Source organism: Citricoccus sp. NPDC055426, from assembly GCF_040677445.1.
Taxonomy (GTDB): Bacteria; Actinomycetota; Actinomycetes; order Actinomycetales; family Micrococcaceae; genus Citricoccus.
On record NZ_JBFARZ010000018.1, the window covers coordinates 1 to 23,138 of the forward strand.

The window sequence follows — 23,138 nt, forward strand, 5'->3', positions numbered from 1 at the left end:
GGGGTGCGCACCAGCGGCTATAACCAATTCAAAAAATTGGCATCAACAAACTTGGCACACTATTGAGTTCTCAAACAACAGGCACATGATGACTACTCACAAAGAATCCGGTTAGACCGGGGAAATCTTTGCTTTTCCCATCTGCGGCTTTTCAAGCTTAGTTCCTCGTTTCCTCCCCGTCAAATCGGCGTTTCCGGCGATTCTCTGGGTCAGAACCGAAGTCCTGAGGTGCTGTTCCGGTCTCACTTCACCGCCGCTCTGCGACTGGCTTGCTGCTCCGGAGCAACTTTTCTAGCTTAGACCCGCTCTCGACTCGGTGTCAAATCCACCGCGCCGGGCTGTTCTTCCGGACCGTGGTCCCTCCGAGCTGCCTGGATCTTGCCAGCGGTTCCGCCGTGAGGCTTCCCCGGTCCCGTGAAACCCCTCAAATCCCCGGTATTCCGCGGATTCTTGGTGTTTCAGGCCCGGAAGCTTTTCTGGCTTTCGCGCCTTGGCACAAGAGAAGACAATACACAGCTTCCGCGGACTTTGCAAAATCGGCCGGCCGCCTCCGTCTGGGAGGCGACCGGCCGACGTCGTGCTGGGGGGGGGGAAAGGGCGGGGGAACCCCTACCGGACCGGGCGGAGATAGACGGTGGCCAGCGGCGGCACCGTGATCTCGACCGAGGCCGGCTGACCGTGCCAGGGTTCGGCCGCCGCGGTGATCCGCGCCGGGGTGTCGGCCCCCGTGCCGCCGGTGACCCTGACCCCGGACCCCCCGTAGCTGGCGGCGTCCGTGTTGAGGACCTCCTCCCACTCCCCCGGCAGCGGCAACCCCAGCCGGACCCCGTGGTGGGGGTTCCCGGAGAAGTTGCTCAGGCAGACCAGTGGCTGGGACTCAGCGCCGTCGGCGTCCGCGGCCGACCACCGGATGAAGGAGAAGAGGTTCCGGTCGCCGTCGTTCTGGTCGATCCACTGGAAGCCGGCGGGGTCATGGTCCTGACTCCAGAGCTCCGGGGCCTGCCGGTAGAGCAGGTTGAGGTCCCGCACGGTCTTCATCAGCCCCTTGTGCTGCGGGGAGTCCGTGAACCACCAGTCCAGGCCGTGGGACTCCTTCCACTCGGACTCCTGCCCGAACTCGGAGCCCATGAACAGCAGCTGCTTGCCCGGGTGGGCCCACATGTAGCCGTAGTAGGCCCGCAGGCTCGCCAGCCGCTGCCAGCGGTCGCCCGGCATCTTGTTCAGCAGCGATCCCTTGCCGTGCACCACCTCGTCATGGGACAGCGGCAGCACATAGTTCTCGCTCCAGGCATAGACCAGGGAGAACGTCATCTCGCTGTGGTGCCACTTCCGGTTCACCGGATCCTCGGAGAGGTAGGTGAGCGAATCGTGCATCCAGCCCATGTTCCACTTCAGCCCGAACCCCAGGCCGTCCTGACTGGTGGGTGCCGTGACGCCGGAGAAGGCCGTGGACTCCTCCGCGATCATGACGATGCCGGGATTGCGCTTGTACGCGGTGGCGGTGGTCTCCTGCAGGAAGCTGATCGCCTCCAGGTTGTGGTTGCCGCCGTGCTGGTTGGGCACCCACTGACCGTCCTCGCGGGAGTAGTCGAGGTAGAGCATCGAGGCCACGGCATCCACCCGCAGCCCGTCGATGTGGAACTCCTCCAGCCAGTACAGCGCGTTGGCCACCAGGAAGTTGCGCACCTCGGTCCGTCCGTAGTCGAACACGAGGGTCCCCCAGTCGGGGTGCTCGCCCTTGCGGGGATCGGCGTACTCGTACAACGGCTGCCCGTCGAAGCGGGCCAGGGCCCATTCATCCTTCGGGAAGTGGGCCGGGACCCAGTCCAACAGGACCCCGATCCCCGCCTGGTGCAGGCGGTCCACGAGGTACTTGAAGTCGTCCGGGGTGCCGAAGCGGGAGGTGGGGGCGTAGTACCCCGTGACCTGGTAGCCCCACGAGCCGCCGTAGGGGTGCTCGGCCACCGGCATGAACTCCACGTGGGTGAACCCCTGCCAGGACACGTACTCGACCAGCTGGTCCGCCAGCTCGCGGTAGCCCAGGCCCGGCCGCCAGGAGCCGATGTGCACCTCGTAGACACTCATCGGGGCGGCATGCGGATCGTTCGCGGCCCGCTGCTCCATCCAGTCGGCGTCCCCGAAGGAGTACCGGGAGTCGTCCACGCGGGACCCGGTGGCGGGGGGCACCTCGGTCCAGCGGGCCATCGGGTCGGCCTTGTCCCGCCAGGACCCGTCCTGGCCAAGCACCGCGTACTTGTACACGGCCCCGACGCCCACCCCGGGGACGAAGATCTCCCAGATCCCCGAGTCCCCCATGGACCGCATGGCGTGCTGGCGTCCGTCCCACCCGTTGAAGTCCCCCTTGACCCGGACTGCCGTGGCGTTCGGGGCCCAGACGGCGAAGGAGGTGCCCGTCACCTCCCCGCCGGCGGAGGAGTAGTGGCGCACCCGGGACCCCAGCACGGTCCACAGGGTCTCGTGCCGGCCCTCGCGGAACAGGTGCTGGTCCAGCTCCCCCACCGTGGGCAGGTAGCGGTACGGGTCGTCCTGCTCCGTGGCGGCGCCCCCCGGGTAGGCCACGAGGAGGCCGTAGCCCGGGACGTGGTCCGGCTCGATCGCTGCGGCCGTGCCGACCCAGACGCCCTCGTGCTCGTGGCGCAGCGGGACCTGGGTGCCGTCGTCGAGCACCACCGAGACCTCCTCGGCCTGCGGCCGCAGGACGCGGAACGTCACCGCGCCGGAGTCTCCCAGGTGCGCGCCCAGCACCTCGTGTGGCTGGTGATACCGGCCGTGCGCCACGGCGTCGAGCACCTCGGGGTGCACCTCCAGTGGAGGGTGCCCTCCCCCGGCCGCCTCGGTGCCACCCCGTGCCTCGGCTGCTGCAGCAGCATCGTCCCGTTCCACGGCGTCCTCCTGGATGGTGCGCTGGCCCTGGGGCGGAACCTCGCCCGGGTGCGGCGGTTGGTGTTCGTACCCCACGGTAGCCGTCCCGCTCGCCCCCCGCAGGACGTCGCGGGCGGCCGCGGCCGGGACCTGAACCCAGCCTGGGCGGTGCCGCAGCTCGTAGACGACCTCGTAGAGGGCCTTGTCCAGCAGCAGGGCCGTGAAGATCGGGGATCCGGTGTCCACCGGGGCACCGGTCGCCCGGCCGTAGCCCTTCAGGAAGGCCCGCTGGACCGGTCCCGTCCAGGCGGGCACCCCGGACAGGGCCCCGGCGTAGTCGAGGGAGCGCAGCATCCCCACCACGTCCCGCAGCGGCAGGTCCCAGCCGGAGCGCTCCTGGGCCGCGCGCAGGGGCTCGCCCTCGAAGTCCAGGACGGTCCACCGCCAGGGCTCGGCCGCATCACCCGGCGAGACCAGGATCTGCCCCAGGTGGTAGTCGGCGTGGATGCGCTGCAGGGGCGGCAGTCCGTCCACGACCGCCCGGGTGCGGAGGGACTTCACGATCTCGCGGAACGCAGCCTCGTACTCCTCCCCCACGGTCGGGGCCGCCTGGCGCCAGCCCCATTCAAGACGCTCGGCGAGCGCCGTGAGCACCTCGGGCGGCTGCTCCGGTTCCGCCGAGGGTTCCGCCGACGGCTCCGCAGCCGGTTCCGGCGGCTGCCCCGCCGGCTCCCCCGCTGACTGTCCCGCTGGCTGTCCCGCGGGCCGCGTGCCGAGCGCCTCGGCGAGTCCGCGGTGCATCCGCCCGGTGGCCGCGCCGATGCCGGCCGCCTCGGCGGTAAAGTCCCGGCCGGCGTCGGCCGCCTCGGTGGCCTCCCGCCAGGCGTCGCGGGAGCCGGTGATGAACTCGCGCAACACGCACACCTGCCCGGTCTCCAGTCCCTCGGAGCTGCCCTCGGTGCCCGCGCCGGGCGCCCCGGCGCGGTCCCATCCCGCCGTCACCGAGCCATAGGTCACCGGCACCTCCCGGGATCCGGCGGCGGAGAGCGCCAAGCCGATCTCGACGTCGGGGTTGGCGCCCGCGGCCAGCACGCGGAAGAACTTGAGGATCAGCGCGCCCCGGTCGGTCTGCACCACCACGGAGGTGTTGGACTGCTCGCCCTCCAGCACGCGTGCCCGCAGGGTGGCGGCCTCGAAGGCGGGCCAGGCGGCGAAGTCGGCGTAGGCGTGCCCGCCGGACCTCCCGTCCGCGGTGGGCAGCTCGCGGCGCATCATCTCCAGCCAGGCGGCCAGGAAGGCCGGGTCCTGGGTGCCGTCGTAGGCCCACCGGGTCCCGGCGCGCCCCTCCCAGCGGCCGATCAGCGCATCCTGCGCCCCCTCGAGTTCCCGGGTCCGCAGCGCCACCGGGACGGAGACGACGACGGCCCCCTCACCCGCACCGGCCGTCTCGCCGGACGCTGCCCCACCGGCGCTCCCCTCAGCCGCTGCCCCACCGGCGCTCCCGCCCTGGCCCGCGGCCGGAGCGGCCGCGAGCACATGCAGCTGGAGCTGGACCTCGTCGGCCGATGCGGTGTCCGCCGCCAGCCGGATCCCCCCGATACGGCGCAGCGTGCAGCCGCCCCGCACCGGGAACCAGCGCTGGTCCGGGAGCCAGCCGGACAGCAGCTGGCCGAGGGACGCCGCTGCGGGCCCGTCCGCGGTCGTCACGGGGTGCTCCCGGTGGCCCGCTCCGGGGTGATGACCGGAATCGCCGTGGTGTAGGGGTTGGGCCGGTCCGCCAGGTCGGTGGTGGCGGCGCCCGGCATCGGCTCCGGGCCGGTGCGCAACCGGAGCCAGTAGTAGCCGTGGCCGGGCAGGGTGACGGGCAGGCGGCCGTCCGCGCCGATGTCCAGGAACGGCCGGCCGCCGAAGACGTCCCGCAGCCCCCGTCCCTCATAGCCGGGCACGCTCAGCCACGTGGCCACCGGGTCCGGGGAGAGGTTGAACACGCACAGCACGGTCTCGGGATAGTGCTCCCCGCTCTGGTCCGCCGGCAGGTCCCGCACGAAGGCCAGGATCTGCTCCGCCTCGGCCGGGACCACGGCGAAGTCCCCCAGCCCGAAGACGGGGTGCCGCTTCCGCACGGCCAGGGTCTCCCGGACCCAGTGCAGCAGCGAGCCGTTCGAGGCCAGCTGGGCCTCCACGTTGACGTGGTTGTAGTGGTACACGAGCGACTGGATCACCGGCAGGTACAGCTTGCCGGGATCGGCCGCCGAGAACCCGGCGTTGCGGTCCGGGTTCCACTGCATCGGCGTGCGGGAGGCGTCCCGGTCGTCCAGCCAGATGTTGTCCCCCATCCCGAGCTCGTCCCCGTAGTACAGGAACGGCGAGCCGGGCAGGGCCAGCAGGAGGGCGTGGATCACCTCGAGCTCGGAGCGGCTGTTGTCCAGCAGGGAGGCGAGCCGGCGGCGGATACCCACGTTGGCGCGCATCCGGGAGTCGGGGGCGTACCAGCCGAGCATGGCCTGGCGTTCCTCCGGGGTGACCATCTCCAGGGTGAGCTCGTCATGGTTGCGCAGGAAGGTGCCCCACTGGGTGCCGGCCGGGATCTGCGGGGTCTCCGCGAGGGCCTCGAGGATGGCGGTGGCCTTGTGGTCCCGCAGTGCGTAGAAGATCTTCGGCATGATCGGGAAGTGGAAGCACATGTGGCATTCCGGGTCCTCGACGGAGCCGAAGTAGTCCACCACGTCCGCCGGCGGCTGGTTGGCCTCGGCGATGATGACCCGCCCCGGATACTCGGCGTCCACCATGGCCCGCAGATCCCGCAGGAATCCGTGGGTGCGCGGGTCGTTCTCGCAGTCGGTGCCCTCCTCCTCGAAGAGGTAGGGGATCGCGTCAGCACGGAAACCGTCCACGCCCATGTCCATCCAGAACCGGACCACGTCGAACAGCGCCTCGATCACCGCGGGGTTCTCGAAGTTCAGGTCCGGCTGGTGGGAGAAGAACCGGTGCCAGAAGAACTGCCGGCGGACCGGGTCGAACGTCCAGTTGGACTCCTCGGTGTCCACGAAGATGATCCGGGCGTCCTGGTACTTCTCGTCCGTGTCACTCCAGACGAAGAAGTCCCCGTAGGGTCCCTCCGGGTCCGAGCGGGACGCCTCGAACCAGGGGTGCTGGTCCGAGGTGTGGTTCAGCGGCAGGTCGATGATCACCCTCAGCCCGCGGGCGTGGGACTCCGCCACGAGGCGCTTGAAGTCCGAGACCGTGCCGAACTCGTCCAGTACCTCGTAGTAGTCGGCGATGTCATAGCCGCCGTCCCGCAGCGGCGAGCGGTAGAACGGCGGCACCCACAGGCAGTCGACCCCGAGCCACTGGATGTAGTCCAGCTTGTTGATCAGCCCCTCGAAGTCCCCCGAGCCGTCACCGTTGTCATCGTGGAACGCGCGCACGAGCACCTCGTAGAACACCGCGGTGCGGAACCAGTCCGGGTCATGGGAGATCCCGTGGGTGTGCATCTGGAAGGAGCTGGACATCAGTCCCCCCGCACGATCCGGAGCACGTGGGCGGGCTCCACATGGGGGTCCAGCCGGACGTAGTTGCGCTCGCCCCAGCGCCAGCGGGCCCCGGTGATCAGGTCCTCGACCTCGAACCGGCCCTCGGCGTCCAGGTCCTGCGGGCGCAGGTCCAGCGCCGCCGCCTCGAGCGAGACGGTGGCCTCGCGTGCCGCGTGCGGATCGCAGTTGACCACCACGATCAGCGTGTCCGCGTCACCGGGCAGGGAGGTGGAGGGCCCGACGCCGGCCGGGGCCGTGCGCTGACCGTCCGGCAGGTGCCGGCGGGACTTGGAGAAGACCAGGATCTCCTCGTTGTCCGCGGTGTGCAGTGTCAGGTTCTGCAGGTCCTGCAGGGCCGGGTGGGCCCGGCGGATCTGATTGAGCCGGGTGATGAACGGGGCCAGGGACTCCCCGCGCGCCTGGGCCCCGGCGAAGTCGCGGGGGCGGAACTCGTACTTCTCGTTGTCGAGGTACTCCTCGGCCCCGGGCCGGGCGACGTGCTCGAACAGCTCGTAGCCGGCGTACATGCCCCACAGCGGGTTGGACATCGAGGCCAGGACGGCCCGGATCTTGAACGCCGCCGGGCCGCCGAACTGGAGGTACTCGGTGAGGATGTCCGGGGTGTTGACGAAGAAGTTCGGGCGGTAGAAGGCGGGTGTCACGGCGGTGACCTCGTGCAGGTACTCCGCGATCTCCTCCCGGGTGTTCCGCCAGGTGAAGTAGGAGTAGGACTGCTGGAAGCCGGCGCGGCCCAGGGCGTGCATCATGGCCGGCCGGGTGAAGGCCTCCGCCAGGAACACGACCTCCGGGTGGCGGCGGTGCACCTTGGCGATCAGCCACTCCCAGAACCACAGGGGCTTGGTGTGCGGGTTGTCCACGCGGAAGATCTTCACCCCCCGGGCGATCCACAGCTCCACGACCTTCAGCACGGCCCGGCGCAGCCCGCGGGGGTCGTTGTCGAAGTTCAGCGGGTAGATGTCCTGGTACTTCTTCGGCGGGTTCTCCGCGTAGGCGATGGTCCCGTCCACCTGCGTGGTGAACCATTCGGGGTGTTCGGTGACCCAGGGGTGGTCCGGCGCGCACTGCAGGGCCAGGTCGAGGGCGACCTCCAGGTCCAGCTCGTGGGCGCGGGTCACGAACCCCGCGAAGTCCTCGGCGGTGCCCAGTTCCGGGTGGATCGCATCGTGCCCGCCCTCCGCGGAGCCGATCGCCCACGGCGAGCCCGGGTCCTGGGGGCCGGCGGTCAGGGTGTTGTTCGGCCCCTTGCGGTGAGCCCGCCCGATCGGGTGGATCGGCGGCAGGTAGATGATGTCGAAGCCCATCTCCGCCACCGCCGGGAGCCGCTCGGCCGCCGTCGTGAACGTGCCGGAGGTCCAGGTGCCGGACTCCGGGTGGTAGACCGCACCCTCAGACCGGGCGAAGAACTCGTACCAGGCGCCGCGGCCGGCGAGCGCACGCTGCACGTCCAGCGGGTACGCGGGTGAGGCGGTGACGAAATCGCGGATCGGGCGGGCCGCCAGCACCTCGGCCAGATCCGGGTCGTCGGCGGCCGACAGCCGTTCGGCGGTGTCCCGGGTGGCGTCCTCCAACCCGCGCACGGCGCGGGCCAGCACGGCACGGTCCGACTCGGAGCGCCCGGGGTCGGCGGCGGCCCTGCTGAACAGGGCGCCCCCCTCGGCCAGCATGAGCTCGACGTCCACGCCGGCCTGGATCTTGACGGTGGCCGCGTGGTGCCACGTGGCCACGGGGTCCGACCAGCCCTCCACGGTGAAGGTGTGGGGGCCGGTGGCCGCCGGGCGCAGGGTGGCCAGGTACTCGTCCAGGCCGGGCGCGCCCTCGCCCATCCGCACCCGCTGGACCTCGGCCCCATCCGGGCCGTAGAGCACCGTGGTGGCACCGACCCGGTCATGGCCCTCCCGGAACACGGTGGCGCGGACCGGGATGTCCTCCCCGATCACGGCCTTGGCCGGCACGGCCCCGCACTGGATGACCGGCTGCACGCCGGTGACCGGGATGCGGCCGACCTTGACCTCGGTGCTGAACAGCGGCATCCGACGAGATTGGACAGATGGGCTGGAATTCTTGGCAGTTCCCACGTGCCTGACGTTACCGGGGGGATCCCGTGCTGGCCACCGATCGGGGCCGTGAGGTGAGGTCCGTGGATAATGGGCCGGGTGAAGGCTATCCGACGTTTTACCGTGCGCACCCGTCTGCCCGAATCGATCGCGGGCCTGAGCCGCCTGGCCACCAACCTGCGGTGGTCCTGGCATCCGGTCACCAGGGACCTGTTCCGGGACCTGGATCCGCAGGCCTGGTCCGAGCTGAACCAGGACCCGGTGGCCCTGCTGGGGTCCTTCGACCGCCGGCGTCTGACGGAGCTCGCCGTGGACGAGTCGATCGTCGCCCGGGTCCAGGAGGCCACGGCCGACCTGGACCGGTACCTGAGCGAGGACCGGTGGTTCCAGCAGGACTACTGGGGCTCCGAGACCGGCGCCGGCCGCTCGGGCACCGCGCCCCGCCCCATCGCCTACTTCTCCCCCGAGTTCGGCATCACCGCCGTGCTCCCGCAGTACTCCGGCGGCCTGGGCATCCTGGCCGGGGACCACCTGAAGTCCGCCTCGGACCTGGGCGTGCCGATCGTCGGCGTGGGCCTGCTGTACCAGTCCGGTTACTTCAAGCAGTCCCTGTCCCGCGACGCCTGGCAGGTGGAGACCTATCCCGTCCTGGACCCGGACAACCTGCCGCTGACGCTGCTGAAGGAGCCGGACGGCTCCGCGGCCCTCGTGGCGCTGCCGTTGCCCGCGGGCCGGACGCTGCACGCCCAGGTGTGGCGGGCCGACGTCGGGCGCGTGCCGTTGCTGCTGCTGGACTCCAACGTCCCGGCCAACGACGACACCGCCCGGTCCATCACGGACCGCCTGTACGGCGGCGAGGGCGACCAGCGCCTGCAACAGGAGCTGCTGCTGGGGATGGGCGGGGTCAAGGCCTTGCGCCTGTACGCGCGGCTGACCGGGACCGAGGCGCCCTCCGTCTACCACACGAACGAGGGCCACGCCGGGTTCCAGGGCATCGAGCGGATCGAGGAGCTCATGTCCGAGGGGTTGGACTGGGAGGCGGCGCTCAGCTCCGTCCGGGCCTCCACCGTGTTCACCACCCACACCCCCGTGCCCGCCGGGATCGACCGGTTCGACCGGGCCCTGGTGGAGCAGTTCTTCCGCGCCGGCCTGGCCCCGGGCGTCCCGGTGGAGAACGTGCTGGCCCTGGGCGCCGAGGACTACCGGGACGGGGACCCGTCCGTGCACAACATGGCCGTCATGGGCCTGCGGCTGGGCCAGCGCGCCAACGGGGTGGCCAAGCTCCACGGGGCGGTCTCCCGGCAGATGTTCAAGGGGCTCTGGCCCGGGTTCGACGCCGACGAGGTGCCGATCGGCTCCATCACCAACGGCGTGCACGCCCCCACCTGGGTCTCGGACACGGTCTCGGCCCGCGCCATCGAGCTGTTCGGCGTCTCCGCCGTGGCCGGGCACGACTGGCAGCGCGTGTTCGAGGTCCCCGACGAGGAGCTCTGGGAGATGCGCCGGACCCTGCGCAGGGCCCTGATCGCCGACGTCCGCTCCCGGCTGCGCTCCTCCTGGCGCAAGCGGGGCGCCTCCGAGGCCGAACTGGCCTGGACCGACTCCGTGTTGGACGAGGACGTGATGACGATCGGCTTCGCCCGGCGCGTGCCGACGTACAAGCGCCTGACGCTGATGCTGCGGGATCCGGAGCGGCTGAAGCGGCTGCTGACCGACCCGGATCACCCCGTCCAGCTCGTGGTGGCCGGCAAGTCCCACCCCGCGGATGAGCAGGGCAAGCTGATGATCCAGCAGATGGTGCGGTTCACGGACGACCCGGAGGTCCGTCACCGGATCGTGTTCCTGCCCAACTACGACATCCAGATGGCCTCCACCCTGATGCCCGGCTGCGACGTCTGGCTGAACAACCCGTTGCGCCCCCTCGAGGCCTGCGGCACCTCCGGGATGAAGGTGGCCATGAACGGCGGGCTGAACCTGTCCGTGCTGGACGGCTGGTGGGACGAGATGTATGACGGCGAGAACGGCTGGGCCATCCCCACCGCCTCCTCCGCAGCCTCCTCCGAGGAACGGGACGACGTGGAGGCCGCCGCCCTCTACGACCTGCTGGAGAGCCAGCTCGTGCCGCGCTTCTACGGTGCCGAACGCTCAGACCAGGCCGGTGCGGCCGGGCCGTCCGCGGCCTCCACGGACGGCATCCCGCACCAGTGGCTGGCCATGGTCAAGCACACCATGGCCACCCTGGGCCCGGCCATGTCCGCCGACCGGATGGTGCAAGACTACGTGCGGCAGCTGTACCGGCCGGCCGCCGAGGCAGGGCGCGTGCTGGACGCCGACGACTACGCCCGGGCCCGCGAGTTCGCCGCGTGGAAGACCGCCGTGCGGGCCGGTTTCGACTCCGTCGCCGTGGAGCACGTGGACTCGCTCGGGGTCTCCGAGGAGCCGCAGGTCGGCGACGAGCTGCAGGTGTCCGCCTACGTGACCCTCGGCGCGCTGTCGCCAGCGGACGTGTGCGTGCAGGCCGTGTACGGGAAGGTCACCACCAAGCCGACCGGCCCGCTCGAGGAGGACGGCCTGGTGGACACTGCCATCCTGGAACTGTCCCCGGCCCAGGACCTGGGTGGCGGCCGCTGGCAGTTCACCGGTTCCCTCGTGATCGACCGCTCCGGCGCCTTCGGCTACTCCGTGCGGGTGGTCCCCCGGCACGAGCTGCTCGCCTCCACGGCCGAGATGGCCCTGGTGGTCAACGCCGGCTGACCCCGTTCCTTGCAACTGGAGGTCGATGGATGACTCAGGATCGTGGAATTCCGCGATTTCCGATCATCCATCGACCTCCGGATTCTCCGGTCTGAAGGGCGGGGGCCAAGGGTGGAGACTAAGGATGGTGGCTGTCCGTGAAGGTTGGACGTGGGGACTAGGGACGCCACCCTCGTGAGAGCAGCGCCTCGCGGGTCTTGTGGATGGCGGGGAGCCAGTCGTTCCTCGCGTGCCTCGAACTGAACCGCAGTTCCAGCCAGTCCGCGCGCTGGAGCCGCTCGGACCGGGCGATGTCCCGCTGCACCTGTCCCTCCTCCGAGTGGTGCTCACCCTCGTACTCCAGGTCGATCCGCACCTCGTCATAGGTGAGGTCCCCGCGGTGGAGGCGCTCGCCCGTGACCGGGTCATAGATCCACTGGTTCACGGCCGGCTCCGGAAGCCCCGCATCCACCAGGGCCAGGCGCAGTTGCGTCTCCTTGGGTGAGTCCGAGCCGACGCGGGCACGCTCGGCTGCGAGCCGAGCCTTGCGGATCCCTGGCTTTCCGCGGTGGCGTTCCAGCAGTGCCCGCAGTTCTTCCGGGGTGCTGAGGGGCTCGCGGTCCCAGTCCCCGCCCCACACCGGGTTGAACAGCCAGTCGGCCCAAAGGATCAGGCGCATCACCCCGGACGCCCGTGCCAGGTCCAGCCAGGTCCTGGCCGGCGTGGTCACGGGTACCCCGTCCACCATCGTCGTCTCCTCGGGGAGCACGAGACCTCGAAACCCCGACATGCCCTGGGTCCGACGACGGCGGTCACCGGAAACGGAGAGAAGTTGCAAGGTCTTCGGCCGGGGAATGTCCGGGAAGCCCCATAGGTAGGCGGCCGATTCGTGCGACGCGACATCGGAAGCGCGCACGGGGGTCTGCGGGTGCGGGCTTTCCTCGAACGGGGCGATCTCGGACTGGGCGAGCTGCCGAAGTGGCCCCGCTGTAGCCGCCCGGAGCAGTGATTGATGGGATGCGGTCTCACCGCCAGTCCCGATGAGTGGGCCGTAGATGCCGTAGAGGTGCCGATGACCACCCGGGCCTCGGAGCCGGCTCAGGCTCGTCCCTCGCGCACGGGCCTCGGCCACAGTCATGATGTCGGAGATCTCCATGACTCCACCGTGACCGGACCCACGCCGGAAGGTGAGCGGCCGGCGTCGACCTCGGGGACGCCACGCCGAGCGCCGGCGACCTGTGGAGGAAGACGCATCCCCGCAGGGTGCCCCCACTCCGTGCCACACCGAAAATCTAGAGGTCGATGGGTGACCCGATATCCCGGAAATCCACGATTCTGGGTCACCCATCGACCCCCAGTTGCACCGCGAGGGGTCAGACGGAGTAGAGGGTGATCGAGTGGGCCTCGATCGCGTCCTGCTCCCCCGGCGCGAGCTGGGCGCCGCGGCGGGGATCGCCGTGGTGCGAGGTGGACAGTTGCAGCGTGAAGGCCTGCACGGCGGTCCCCTGCTCGGTGGAGACCTCCCGCAGCTCCTCCGGGGCCGGCAACCGGAACGGGACGGTGTCCACGGCGCCGTTGAAGACGATCAGCCCGGTGCTGCGGCCGCCGGGGACGCCGATGAGCAGCTGCAGCAGCCGTTGGTCCGGGTCCGTCCAGTCCTCCTCGGACATGGGGTGGCCCGAGCTGTTGAACCACTTCAGGTAGCCCAGGTCCCGGGCCGGGTAGGAGTACGGCTGCCCGGCCAGGTACTCCTTGCGGATGGCGATCAGCCGCCGGGTGGTGGCGAGCATCCGCTGCTGCCGGGAGTCCAGGTCCCAGTCCGTCCAGGAGATCTCGTTGTTCTGGCAGTACGCGTTGTTGTTGCCGCCCTGACTGCGGCCGAGCTCGTCGCCGGCCGTGATGAGGGGGACCCCCAACGAGAGCAGCAGGGTGGCCATCACGTTCCGCGCCGACTGGGCGCGGGAGTCGAGGATGTCCACGTCCTCGGTGGGCCCCTCGGCGCCGTGGTTGTAGGAGCGGTTGTGGGAGTTGCCGTCCCGGTTGTCCTCCCCGTTGGCCTCGTTGTGCTTCTCGTTGTAGGCCACCAGGTCCGCCAGGGTGAAGCCGTCATGGGCGGTGACGAGGTTGATGGAGGCCAGCGCCGAGCGGCCCGAGGCCTCGAACAGCCCGGCGGAGCCGGACAGGCTGTCCGCCAGCCGGGCGGTGGACCCGCCCTGACCGCCGCGTTCCATGGCGCCGCGGTCGGCCACCCAGAAGTCCCGGACCACGTCCCGGTAGCGGTCGTTCCAATCGGACCAGCCGGCGGGGAAGTGCCCCGTCTGCCAGCCGCCGATCCCCACGTCCCACGGTTCGGAGATCAGCTTGGTCCCGGCCAGCACGGGATCCGCCTGCGCGGCCACGAGGAAGGGATGGCGGTTGGAGAAGTGGTGGGCGCCGTCCCGGCACAGGGTGACGGCCAGGTCGAAGCGGAACCCGTCGATCTGGAACTCGGTCACCCAGCGGCGCAGCGAGTCCAGGGCCATCCGCACCACCTGCGGGTCGTTGAAGTTCAGGGCGTTGCCGCAGCCGGTGGTGTCCAGGTAGCGGCCGGCGGCGTCGTGGCGGTAATAGTGCTGCTCCCCCAGGCCGCGCCAGCAGAAGTTCGGCCCGTCCGGGCCCTCCTCCGCCGTGTGGTTGTAGACCACGTCCAGCAACACCTCGATGCCGGCCTCGTGGAGCAGCTTGACCATGCCCTTGAACTCGTCTCGGACGGCCTGGGGCCCCTCGGCCTGCGCGGCCGCTGTGGCGTAGCCGGGATGCGGGGCGAAGAAGCTGACGGTGTTGTACCCCCAGTAGTTCTGAAGCCCCGCCGCCTGCAGGTGGTCCTCATCCCGGTGGTGGTGGACCGGCAGCAGCTCCACGGCCGTGATGCCCAGGTACGTCAGGTACTCCACCATCACGGGGTGCGCCAGCCCGGCATAGGTGCCGCGCAGCTCCTCGGGGATGCCCGGATGCAGCCTGGTCTGGCCGATCACGTGGGCCTCATAGATGATGGTGTCCCGCAGCGGGGTGTGGGGCTTGGTGGCCCCGCCCCAATCGAAGCCCCCGGTCACGCGCGTGGACCAGTACACCCCTTCCCGCTCCACCACGGCGTCCCCGTAGGGGTCGAGCAGCAGCTGGGGCAGCGGCTCAATCGCGTCGGCGGCCTGCCGGCCGGCCCGGGACTCCCCCGGGATCCTCTCCCCACGCGCCACCAGCGCGTAGAGGCTGCCGTAGCCCAGGCCGGGAACCGTGCCGTGGTGGATGTGGTCCGTGACATCGAACAGCGGGGCCCGGTGCAGGTGCTCGGCCCGCGGCACGGCATCCGCCGGGAAACCGGGGTCCGTGAACACCACGTCCACCTCGCTCAGGCCGGGGGCGTAGACCGCCAGGTTCACGGCATGCTCCACCGCCACGACCCCCGGCACCGTGTCCGCGATGCCCAGCGGGAACGGCCGCGAGCGGTGTCCGGTGACGTGGTGCAGCTGGACCGGGATGGACCCGGTGGGCTGGGACGTCACGGTCATCAGCCCCGGCCGCCTCCACGCTGGACGGCGATCTCGTACAGCGAGATGCCCACCGCCATGGAGGCGTTCAGCGACTCCATGTCCGAGGCGATCGGGATCGACACGATCTGGTCGCAGTTCTCCCGCACCAGGCGGGAGAGACCCTTGCCCTCCGAGCCGACCACGAGGCAGACCGGCTCCGCGGCCAGGGGGAGCCCGGGCAGGGAACGGTCCCCGCCGCCGTCGAGCCCCAGGACGAAGATCCCGAGCTTCTTGAACTCCTTCAGCGTGGTGTTGAGGTTGCCCGCCTGGGCCACCGGAACCCGCACGGCGGCACCGGCGGAGGTCTTCCACGCGGTGGCGGTGACCCCCACGGACCGGCGGGCGGGCACCACCACGGCGTGCGCGGAGAAGGCGGACGCCGAGCGGAGGATGGCGCCCAGGTTGCGCGGGTCCGTGATGCCGTCCAGCGCGATGATCAGCGGCGGGGCCGTGGCGTAACCCTTCTCCCAGCGCTCCAGGGCCTCGCGGGCCAGCTCGAGGGGCTCGGCGTACTGGTACGGCGGGACCTGCAGCACGAGGCCCTGGTGCACGGCGTCATCCGTCATCCGGTCCAGCTCGGGCTTGGAGGTCTCCATCACGGGCACGCCGCGCTCGGCGGCCAGCTTCAGCGACTCCCGGACCCGCTCGTCCATCTCGATCCGCGTGGCCACGTGCAGCGCCTTCGCGGGGATGGCGGCACGCAGGGCCTCCACCACGGAGTTGCGGCCCGTCACGGTCTCATCCGAGTGCCGGGACCGGGTGTTGCGCCCGACCGGGCGGCGGGCGCCGGAGCGCTCGGCGAGCTGCTTGTTGCGGTGCGCCTTGTGGTACTCTCGGTCCTCCGCCTTCGGGGTCGGCCCCTTGCCCTCGAGCGACTTGCGCCCGTGACCACCGGTGCCCTTGAGAGGACCCTTCTTGCCGCTGTTGCCGCGGGAGGATCCGGAGCGTGGTGCTGAGGCCATGGGAGGAGTGCCTTTCTGGCGTTGGTCAAGACTGTCCCCAGTCTACGGCCCCGCCCCGCCCGGCCCGCCCGCTACTGCAGGGACCAGCGGGCCCCTCCGGCCGAGTCCTCCACCACGACGCCGGCCGCGGCCAGGGTGTCCCGGATCCCGTCCGCTGTGGTCCAGTCCTTGGCCTCGCGGGCCGCGGCCCGCGCGTCCAGCTGGGCGCGGATCAACACGTCCAGGGCATGCTGCGCGGACGGGTCCTGGGCGGTGTCCGGCTCCGGGACGTCATCCAGGCCGAGCACGTCCACCATGGCCTGCACGTCCGCGTAGTGCTGCTCCACGGCCTCGGTGTCCTCGGCCGCCAGGGCGCTGTTGCCGGCGCGGACGGCGTCATGCAAGACGGCCAGTGCCTGCGGCACGTTCAGGTCGTCCTCCATCGCGGCGCGGAACGCCGTGGGCACGGAGGAGAACTGGGCCACGTAGACGGCCTCGGGCGCGTCCGGGCCGCCCTGCCCACTCAGGGAGGCGGCCACGGCGGCCGTCTCCTCGCGCTGCAGCTGCGCCTGGGCCACCACGTCCGCCCCCCGGTCCAGGAACGCCTCGATGCGTTCCACCGCGGCCTGGGCCTCCTGCAGGGAGGTGGGGCGGTAGTCCAACTGGGACCGGTAGTGGGCCTGGCCGAGGAAGTAGCGCACGGCCTTGGGCCGGGCCGCCGCCAGCATCTGTTCGGGGGAGATGGTGTTGCCCACCGACTTGGACATCTTCTCGCCCTCGTAGGTGACCATCCCGTTGTGCAGCCAGAAGTTCGCGAAGCCGTCCCCGGCCGCGGCCGACTGGGCCAGTTCGTTCTCGTGGTGCGGGAAGCGCAGGTCCAGTCCGCCGCCGTGGATGTCGAAGTGGCTGCCGAGGTACTTGGTGGACATGGCGGAGCACTCCAGGTGCCAGCCGGGCCGCCCGCGGCCCCACGGGGAGTCCCACAGCGCGGTGGCCGGGTCGGTGTCCTTGGCGCCCTTCCACAGCGCGAAGTCGCGCGGGTCGCGCTTGCCCCGCGGGTCGGCGTCGGGCGCGTCCTGCATGTCCTCGAGCCGCTGGCGGGTGAGCTCGCCGTAGCCGGTCCAGGACCGCACCTCGAAGTACACGTCCCCGGAGCCGTCCGTTGCCGGGTAGGCGTGGCCGGCGTCCACGAGGCGCCGGATGAGCTCGAGCATCTCCGGGATGTGCCCGGTGGCGCGGGGCTCGTAGCTGGGCCGGCGCACGCCGAGGGCGGCGTAGGCACGGGCGAACTCGTGCTCGAAGCGGTAGGCGAGGGCGAACCACGGCTCCTCGGCCGGGGACAGCTCGTCCTCCTCGAAGTCCTCGCCGAAGGAGGCCGCGGACTTCTCCAGGATCTTGTCGTCGATGTCCGTGACGTTGCGGACACTGGTGACCTGCAGGCCCGTGTACTCGAGCCAGCGGATGAGGATGTCGAAGACGATCGCCGAGCGGACGTGGCCCACGTGCGGCATGCCCTGCACCGTGGCGCCGCAGTAGTAGAGGGACACCTCGCCCTCGGTCAGGGGGACGAAGTCCCGCACCGTTGCCGTCCTGGTGTCATAAAAGCGCTGTGCCACGAAAGCCAATCCTAGTCGACGATCGATCCGGACAGCGGGTAGACCAAGGCGGTCGCGATCGCGGCCAGCCCCTCCCCCCGGCCCGTGAACCCGAGCCCGTCCGTGGTGGTGCCGGACACCGAGACCGGGGCGCCGGCGGCCTCGGAGAGCACGCGTTCGGCCTCCTCGCGGCGGGTGCCGACCTTGGGGCGGGTGCCCACCACCTGGACGGCCACGTTGCCGACCCCGAACCCGGCTCCGCGGACGAGCCGGGCGGCCTCGGCCAGCAGCACGGCGCCGGCCGCACCGGCCCACTGGGGGCGGGAGGTGCCGAAGTGCCGGCCGAGGTCCCCGATCCCGGCGGCGGAGAACAACGCGTCGCAGGCGGCGTGGGCCACCACGTCGCCGTCCGAGTGGCCGGAGAGTCCGGGCTCTCCCGGCCACTGCAGTCCCGCCACCCAGCAGTCGCGGTCCTCACCGCTGGCGGCGAAGGCGTGGACGTCCGTGCCGATGCCGGTGCGCGGCAGGGGCGGTGCCGGGGTCGATTCCGGAGTCGGGGCGGTTTCCGGAGTCGGTGCCGGCGCCGGGGGGACGGAGGGGGTGTTCACGGGTGCTGCTCCTGGGGGCTGAGGGCTGCGGCGGCCGGGGCCAGCAGGGCGTTGGCCAGCATCAGGTCCAGCCGGGTGGTGATCTTGAATCCCAGGGGATCTCCGGGCACGAGCTCCACGGGATGGCCGGCCGCCTCCATGGCCATGGCGTCATCGGTCAGGGCGGCCGCGCCGGCGGGGACCTCGGACCCGGCCCGCCGGTGCGCGGCCTCCAGGGCCGTGAGGTCGAAGCCCTGGGGCGTCTGGACGGCCCGCAGGCCGGCCCGGTCCAGGGTGCCGGAGACCCACTCCGGTCCCGGCGCCGCGCCGGTCACGGTCTTGATGGTGTCCACCACGGGCACGGCGGGGACGACGGCGGCCGCCCCCTTCCCGAGGGCCGTCGCCACCGCCTGGAAGACCGCGACTGGCACGAAGGGGCGGGCCGCGTCATGGACCAGGACGGCGTGCGGGGTGTCGGGATCATCGGCACCGGGCTCGGCGCCGGGCTCGGCATCGGTGTCGGCGCCGGCCGCGGGCTCAGCGTCGGCCAGGGCGCGGACGGCGGCGAGCCCGGCCCGCACGGAGTCGGCGCGCTCGGCACCGCCCGGAACGCACCGGACGGTGAACCCCGCGCGGTCACCGGCGGCGCGGCAGACCTGTTCGAGGGCGGCCGCGGCCTCCGGATCCGCCGGGAGGACCACGGCGACGGCGTTCAGCTCAAGGACGCCGGCGGCCTGCGCGGCGGCCACGGACTCGAGGCAGTGTTCGAGCAGGGTCCGGCCGTCAGCGAGCGGGGCCAGGGCTTTGGGCACCCCGGCCTTCAGCCGTGACCCAGACCCAGCGGCCACGATGAGGACCGTTGTTCGCATCGACTCGGGGAAATCCTCTGGTTCAGGCGGCGAGGGTCTCGTCCAGCAATTCGGCCGCGTCTTCCTCCGACGTCTTCTTGGCCAGCGCCAACTCGGATACGAGCACCTGCCGCGCCTTGGCCAGCATGCGCTTCTCCCCCGCGGACAGGCCGCGGTCCTGATCCCGGCGCCACAGGTCGCGGACGACCTCGGCCACCTTGATGACGTCACCGGAGGCCAGCTTCTCCAGGTTGGCCTTGTAACGCCGCGACCAGTTGGTGGGCTCTTCCGTGAACTCGGCCTGCAGGACGCCGAAGACCACCTTCAGGCCCTCCTGGTCCACGACGTCACGCACGCCGACCAGATCCACGTTCTCCGCTGGAACCTCGATGGTCAGGTCGCCCTGGGCCACCTTGAGCTTGAGGTACATCTTCTCCTCGCCCTGGATGGTGCGCATCTTGATCTCTTCGATCTTCGCCGCACCGTGATGGGGGTAGACGACTGTTTCTCCGACCTCAAAAACCATGTGGATGGTCCCCTTTCACTCCGCAAGAGTTTACCACGTCACACTTTCTCCACCTGTGTCGTTCCTTGCCCTCGCGCCCAGAATCGACATAATGCGCCTTTCATCCGGCGCGGCGTCACGGCGACCACCCGACGGCTCGGCAGGGCGGCGTCGCGCGCCGCCCGCGGAGGGGTCGATACGGTAGTCTCACATCAGCACCGCGCCGTGTGATCACCCGTGTCCGCACACCGGATGACCCCTTCGGCGTTCGAAGTTCGCACCCGAGGAGAACACACCGTGAAGTTCGCCGCTTCCCAGGCCACCGCCCGCAAGGCCTCCGTGGCCGGTCTGGCCGCCGTCGCCCTGCTGGGCGCCACCGGCTGCAGCGCCATCAACCAGCAGGCCACCACCCTGCAGTACGCCCCCTCCGACGGCATCGTGGCCGAGGTGGGCGACGCCGAGCTGCGCAACATCGCCCTCGTGACCAGCGAGCCGGACGCCGAGGCCCGCTACATCGGCACCCTGTCCTCCAACTCCGGCGAGCCGCTGGAGGTCTCCATCACCGTGGCGGGGACGCAGACCCGGTTCTCCGTGCCGGCCGAGGAGTCGCTGATCCTCGAGGACCCGGCGAACGAGCAGGTCATCCCGAGCTCCGGCGGCTTCCCCGGCGCCATCGTGGACGCCACCGTGGAGGTGGACGGCGAGTCCGAGACCGTGGGCATCACCATCCTGGACGGCACCCTGGAGGAGTACCGCGAGTTCGTCCCGGGCGGTGCGGACCCGGCCACCGTCGAGCACCTGTACGAGACCCCGGCCGCCGGAGAGGGCGGTCACTGACCTGATCTGCTGAACAGCTGAGCGGCGTCACGCCGCCGGCCCCCGTACGACGACGGCCGGTCGCCTTCCCAGGGAAGGTGACCGGCCGTCGTCGTACCCCCGAAGCACTTTGAGGGCGATCCCGCTTTCGGGGCGATTCCACGGGTGAGGATCGCCCCGAAAGCGGAATCGCCCCGAAAGCAGGATTGCCCTGAAAGTAGGATCGCCCCGAAAGCGTGGGGGTTAGGGCTCGAACTTGTAGCCGAGGCCGCGGACGGTCACCAGGTAGCGGGGGTTGGACGGATCCGGCTCGATCTTCCCGCGCAGCCGCTTGACGTGGACGTCGAGGGTCTTGGTGTCCCCCACGTAGTCGGATCCCCAGACCCGGTCGATCAGCTGGCCACGGGTCAGCACCCGCCCGGAGTTGCGCAGCAGCATCTCCAGCAGCTCGAACTCCTTCAGCGGCAGGGAGACCTGCTCCCCGCCCACGGAGACCACGTGGCGTTCGATGTCCATGCGCACCGGGCCGGCCTGCACGGTGGAGCTGATCAGCTCCTCCGGCTCGCCCTGGCGGCGTAGCACGGCACGGATCCGGGCGACGAGCTCGCGGGAGGAGTAGGGCTTGGTGACGTAGTCGTCCGCCCCCAGTTCCAGCCCGACCACCTTGTCGATCTCCGAGTCCTTGGCGGTGAGCATGATGACCGGCACGCTGGAGCGCTGGCGCAGCTGGCGGCAGACCTCCGTGCCGGACTGGCCCGGCAGCTGGAGGTCCAGCAGGACCAGGTCCGCGCCGGCCCGGTCGAACTCCACCACGGCCTCATTGCCGTCCGCCACGACCTCGACCTCGAACCCCTCCTTACCCAGCAGGTAGGACAGCGGGTCGCTGAACGATTCCTCGTCCTCCACGATCAGAATGCGGCTCATGATTGGGCTCCTTCCCCGGCGGACGGGGCCCCGGGGCCCCGCTCGGTCACTGGCTGTGTATGGTGCTGCCCGGCATCGGGCTCCATCTCCGGCAGGCGGACGGTGAACGTCGAGCCCCGTCCCAGCTGGGACCAGACCGTCACCTCTCCGCCGTGGTTCGAGATGACGTGTTTGACGATCGACAGGCCCAGGCCGGTGCCGCCCGTCTGGCGGGACCGCGCGGCGTCGATCCGGTAGAACCGTTCGAAGATCCGGTCCTGTTCCTCCTCGGGGATCCCGACCCCCTGGTCCGTGACGGACACCTGGGCCAGGCCGCGGACGGACTTCAGCCCCACGCCCACGGTGGTGCCGTCCGGGGAGTACCGCACGGCGTTGTCGATCAGGTTCCGCAGCGCGGTCATGAGCTGGTCGTGGTCGCCGAACACCCGGGCCGTCACCTCGCCGGCCACCCGGATGGTGATGTCCCGGGCCTCGGCCTGCATCCGGGAACGGTCCACGGCCTCGTTGACGATCCGGTTCAGGTCCACGGGTTCGCCGGCCCGCACGGTGTCCTTGCCCTGGAGCCGGGAGAGCTCGATGATGTCCTGGACCAGCGCGGCCAACCGGGCCGACTCGATGCTCATCCGGCCGGCGAAGCGGCGGACGGCGTCCTCGTCATCCGCGGCGTCGTCCAGGGCCTCGGCCAGCAGGGAGATGGCGCCGACCGGGGTCTTGAGCTCATGGGAGACGTTGGCCACGAAGTCGTGCCGCATGGCTTCGGTGCGGGAGATCTCGGTGCGGTCGTCAGCGAGCAGCAGGATGTACTCGTCAGCCAGCGGGGCCACCCGTAGCTGCACCACCAGGGTGCCCTGCCCCAGCGGACCGCGGGGCAACTCGAACTTGCGGTCCACGATGATGCCGTCGGAGCGCACCCGGTCGGTGAGGTCGAACAGGTCCTGGTGGACCAGGTGGTGGCCGCGGACCAGACCGAAGGCGTAGGCGGAGGGATTGGCCCGAACCACGCCGTTCACGGCATCCACCAGCACGTAGGCACGGCCGATCACGGAGAGCACCTCGGCGGCACCGTCCGGCACCGAGGGCTCGCCCACGGTCAGGTGGACGGCGCGGCTGCGCTCGGAGGCTCGGAACGCCAACATGGCGAGCACGCCGAGGATCAAGCCGATGAGGCCACACACCACACCAACGACTACGGGATCCGTCACGCCCTCCAGACTACCCACCGCAACCGGCACCACGGCCACGGACCGGGACGGGGCATAATGTCCATGGGAACGTACCCGCGGTTCAACTCGCGTTCACCTGCCATCGTCAGGATGGGCTCGGTTCCGTGCCTGAAGCGCAGGGACGCCCCCGGCCGCCTGCACCCAGGCGCCCCACGACCACCCGGATTGAGGACTCATCCATGCGCGAACTGTTCCATGCCGACCTGAAGTCGCTGGGTGTCCAGCTCGAGGAGATCGCCGGCCTGGTGCGCGAGGCCATGACGAAGGCCCAGACCTCCTTCCAGGAGGCCGACGTCGAGCTCGCCGAGTCCGTCATCACCAACGACGCCCGCATCGACTACCTGCAGACCGCCCTGGACGAGAAGGCCATCGAGCTGCTCGCCCTGCAGGGCCCCGTGGCCGCGGACCTGCGCACCGTGGTGGCCGCCCTGCGCATGAGCTCCTCGCTGGAGCGCATGGGGGACCTGGCCCGCCACATCGCCCAGCTGGCCCGCCGCCGCTTCCCGGACCTGGTGGTCCCGGAGTCCTCCCGGGAGGACTTCCGCCAGATGGCCGACCACGTGGTGGCGGTGGCCGGTGAGGTGGAGCAGCTGCTCGCCACCCACGACCTCAAGCACGCCTCCGCGATCGTGCGGCTCAACGTCACCATCAACGACCTGCACGCGAAGAACTTCACCTCGGTCGCCGATCCGAGCTGGACCGCCTCCGCCGCCACGACGGCGGACGTCACCCTGGCCTCCCGCTTCCTGGAGCGCTTCGCGGACCACGGCGTCTCGGTGGCCCGCAAGGTCACCTACCTCGCCACCGGCGAGTGGGAGCCGGTCATCGCGATCGACTGAACACGCCCGACCCGGGTTCGCCCCCGAGTACGACGTCGGCCCGTCACCTTCCGCGCGGAAGGTGACGGGC

At 70.7% G+C, this 23,138-nt stretch carries 15 protein-coding genes; 3 read left to right on the plus strand and 12 right to left on the minus strand.

Annotated elements, in window-relative coordinates:
• Positions 1 to 609 precede the first annotated feature (609 nt).
• Genes glgB through AB0K08_RS16615 form a run of 3 tightly spaced genes read right to left on the minus strand, consistent with a single transcriptional unit; the run spans position 610 to position 8,467 of the window.
• Entirely contained in the window at positions 610 to 4,590 is a 3,981-nt protein-coding gene (glgB, locus tag AB0K08_RS16605) for a 1,4-alpha-glucan branching protein GlgB (protein ID WP_363356394.1), read from the minus strand.
• On the minus strand, positions 4,587 to 6,395 hold the full coding sequence (treS, locus tag AB0K08_RS16610) for a maltose alpha-D-glucosyltransferase (protein WP_363356396.1): 1,809 nt from the start codon (positions 6,393 to 6,395) through the stop codon (positions 4,587 to 4,589). The genes glgB and treS overlap by 4 nt, the downstream gene beginning before the upstream one ends.
• Positions 6,395 to 8,467, minus strand: a complete 2,073-nt coding sequence (locus tag AB0K08_RS16615) for an alpha-1,4-glucan--maltose-1-phosphate maltosyltransferase (RefSeq protein ID WP_363356398.1) — start codon at positions 8,465 to 8,467, stop codon at positions 6,395 to 6,397. Before AB0K08_RS16615 ends, treS begins: the two co-directional genes overlap by 1 nt.
• 123 nt (positions 8,468 to 8,590) lie before the next feature.
• Between AB0K08_RS16615 and glgP the strand changes: the two genes are divergently transcribed.
• Entirely contained in the window at positions 8,591 to 11,245 is a 2,655-nt protein-coding gene (gene glgP / locus AB0K08_RS16620) for an alpha-glucan family phosphorylase (RefSeq protein ID WP_363356400.1), read from the plus strand.
• A 157-nt stretch (positions 11,246 to 11,402) separates the two neighbouring features.
• On the opposite strand, the gene AB0K08_RS16625 is transcribed toward glgP, so the two are convergent.
• The 7 genes from AB0K08_RS16625 to AB0K08_RS16655 all read right to left on the minus strand — a co-directional run bounded on the left by AB0K08_RS16625 (position 11,403) and on the right by AB0K08_RS16655 (position 19,287).
• On the minus strand, positions 11,403 to 12,014 hold the full coding sequence (locus AB0K08_RS16625) for a hypothetical protein (RefSeq protein WP_363356402.1): 612 nt from the start codon (positions 12,012 to 12,014) through the stop codon (positions 11,403 to 11,405).
• Between the two features lie 583 nt (positions 12,015 to 12,597).
• Positions 12,598 to 14,769 carry a glycogen debranching protein GlgX gene (gene glgX, locus AB0K08_RS16630; protein ID WP_363356404.1) on the minus strand — a complete coding sequence of 724 codons (2,172 nt, stop codon included), beginning with the start codon at positions 14,767 to 14,769 and terminating at the stop codon, positions 12,598 to 12,600.
• A complete protein-coding gene (gene rlmB / locus AB0K08_RS16635; RefSeq protein WP_363356406.1) occupies positions 14,769 to 15,752 on the minus strand; it encodes a 23S rRNA (guanosine(2251)-2'-O)-methyltransferase RlmB in 984 nt (327 codons plus the stop codon). The genes glgX and rlmB overlap by 1 nt, the downstream gene beginning before the upstream one ends.
• Positions 15,753 to 15,823: 71 nt before the next feature.
• A complete protein-coding gene (cysS, locus tag AB0K08_RS16640; protein ID WP_363356408.1) occupies positions 15,824 to 17,347 on the minus strand; it encodes a cysteine--tRNA ligase in 1,524 nt (507 codons plus the stop codon).
• Between the two features lie 11 nt (positions 17,348 to 17,358).
• Positions 17,359 to 17,853 (minus strand): 2-C-methyl-D-erythritol 2,4-cyclodiphosphate synthase, encoded by a 495-nt coding sequence (gene ispF, locus AB0K08_RS16645; RefSeq protein WP_363356443.1) that lies wholly within the window; start codon positions 17,851 to 17,853, stop codon positions 17,359 to 17,361.
• A 77-nt stretch (positions 17,854 to 17,930) separates the two neighbouring features.
• Positions 17,931 to 18,782 (minus strand): IspD/TarI family cytidylyltransferase, encoded by an 852-nt coding sequence (locus tag AB0K08_RS16650; protein WP_363356411.1) that lies wholly within the window; start codon positions 18,780 to 18,782, stop codon positions 17,931 to 17,933.
• Positions 18,783 to 18,804: 22 nt separating this feature from the next.
• Positions 18,805 to 19,287 (minus strand): CarD family transcriptional regulator, encoded by a 483-nt coding sequence (locus AB0K08_RS16655; RefSeq protein WP_363356413.1) that lies wholly within the window; start codon positions 19,285 to 19,287, stop codon positions 18,805 to 18,807.
• 276 nt (positions 19,288 to 19,563) lie between these two features.
• Between AB0K08_RS16655 and AB0K08_RS16660 the strand changes: the two genes are divergently transcribed.
• The gene (locus AB0K08_RS16660) at positions 19,564 to 20,103 is read left to right on the plus strand and encodes a hypothetical protein (RefSeq protein WP_363356415.1); all 540 of its coding nucleotides are present in this window, start codon (positions 19,564 to 19,566) and stop codon (positions 20,101 to 20,103) included.
• 222 nt (positions 20,104 to 20,325) lie between these two features.
• Here AB0K08_RS16660 and AB0K08_RS16665 read toward each other — a convergent pair whose 3' ends face one another.
• Both AB0K08_RS16665 and AB0K08_RS16670 read right to left on the minus strand, forming a co-directional pair.
• Entirely contained in the window at positions 20,326 to 21,006 is a 681-nt protein-coding gene (locus AB0K08_RS16665) for a response regulator transcription factor (RefSeq protein ID WP_363356417.1), read from the minus strand.
• Complete coding sequence (locus AB0K08_RS16670; protein ID WP_363356445.1) at positions 21,003 to 22,142, minus strand: ATP-binding protein; 1,140 nt, start codon at positions 22,140 to 22,142, stop codon at positions 21,003 to 21,005. The genes AB0K08_RS16665 and AB0K08_RS16670 overlap by 4 nt, the downstream gene beginning before the upstream one ends.
• Before the next feature lie 266 nt (positions 22,143 to 22,408).
• Here AB0K08_RS16670 and phoU point away from each other — a divergent pair, with 266 nt between their 5' ends.
• Positions 22,409 to 23,068, plus strand: coding sequence for a phosphate signaling complex protein PhoU (phoU, locus tag AB0K08_RS16675; RefSeq protein WP_363356419.1), 660 nt, complete (start codon positions 22,409 to 22,411; stop codon positions 23,066 to 23,068).
• Positions 23,069 to 23,138: the final 70 nt, after the last annotated feature.

What these genes read in the sequence shown, in the direction of transcription:
- rlmB (WP_363356406.1), bottom strand. Translation starts at nt 15,752, where the DNA reads ATGGCCTCAGCACCACGCTCCGGATCCTCCCGCGGCAACAGCGGCAAG.
- phoU (WP_363356419.1), top strand. Translation starts at nt 22,409, where the DNA reads ATGCGCGAACTGTTCCATGCCGACCTGAAGTCGCTGGGTGTCCAGCTC.
- AB0K08_RS16650 (WP_363356411.1), bottom strand. Translation starts at nt 18,782, where the DNA reads ATGCGAACAACGGTCCTCATCGTGGCCGCTGGGTCTGGGTCACGGCTG.
- AB0K08_RS16615 (WP_363356398.1), bottom strand. Translation starts at nt 8,467, where the DNA reads ATGCCGCTGTTCAGCACCGAGGTCAAGGTCGGCCGCATCCCGGTCACC.
- AB0K08_RS16665 (WP_363356417.1), bottom strand. Translation starts at nt 21,006, where the DNA reads ATGAGCCGCATTCTGATCGTGGAGGACGAGGAATCGTTCAGCGACCCG.
- AB0K08_RS16655 (WP_363356413.1), bottom strand. Translation starts at nt 19,287, where the DNA reads ATGGTTTTTGAGGTCGGAGAAACAGTCGTCTACCCCCATCACGGTGCG.
- treS (WP_363356396.1), bottom strand. Translation starts at nt 6,395, where the DNA reads ATGTCCAGCTCCTTCCAGATGCACACCCACGGGATCTCCCATGACCCG.
- glgX (WP_363356404.1), bottom strand. Translation starts at nt 14,769, where the DNA reads ATGACCGTGACGTCCCAGCCCACCGGGTCCATCCCGGTCCAGCTGCAC.
- AB0K08_RS16625 (WP_363356402.1), bottom strand. Translation starts at nt 12,014, where the DNA reads ATGTCGGGGTTTCGAGGTCTCGTGCTCCCCGAGGAGACGACGATGGTG.
- AB0K08_RS16670 (WP_363356445.1), bottom strand. Translation starts at nt 22,142, where the DNA reads ATGTTGGCGTTCCGAGCCTCCGAGCGCAGCCGCGCCGTCCACCTGACC.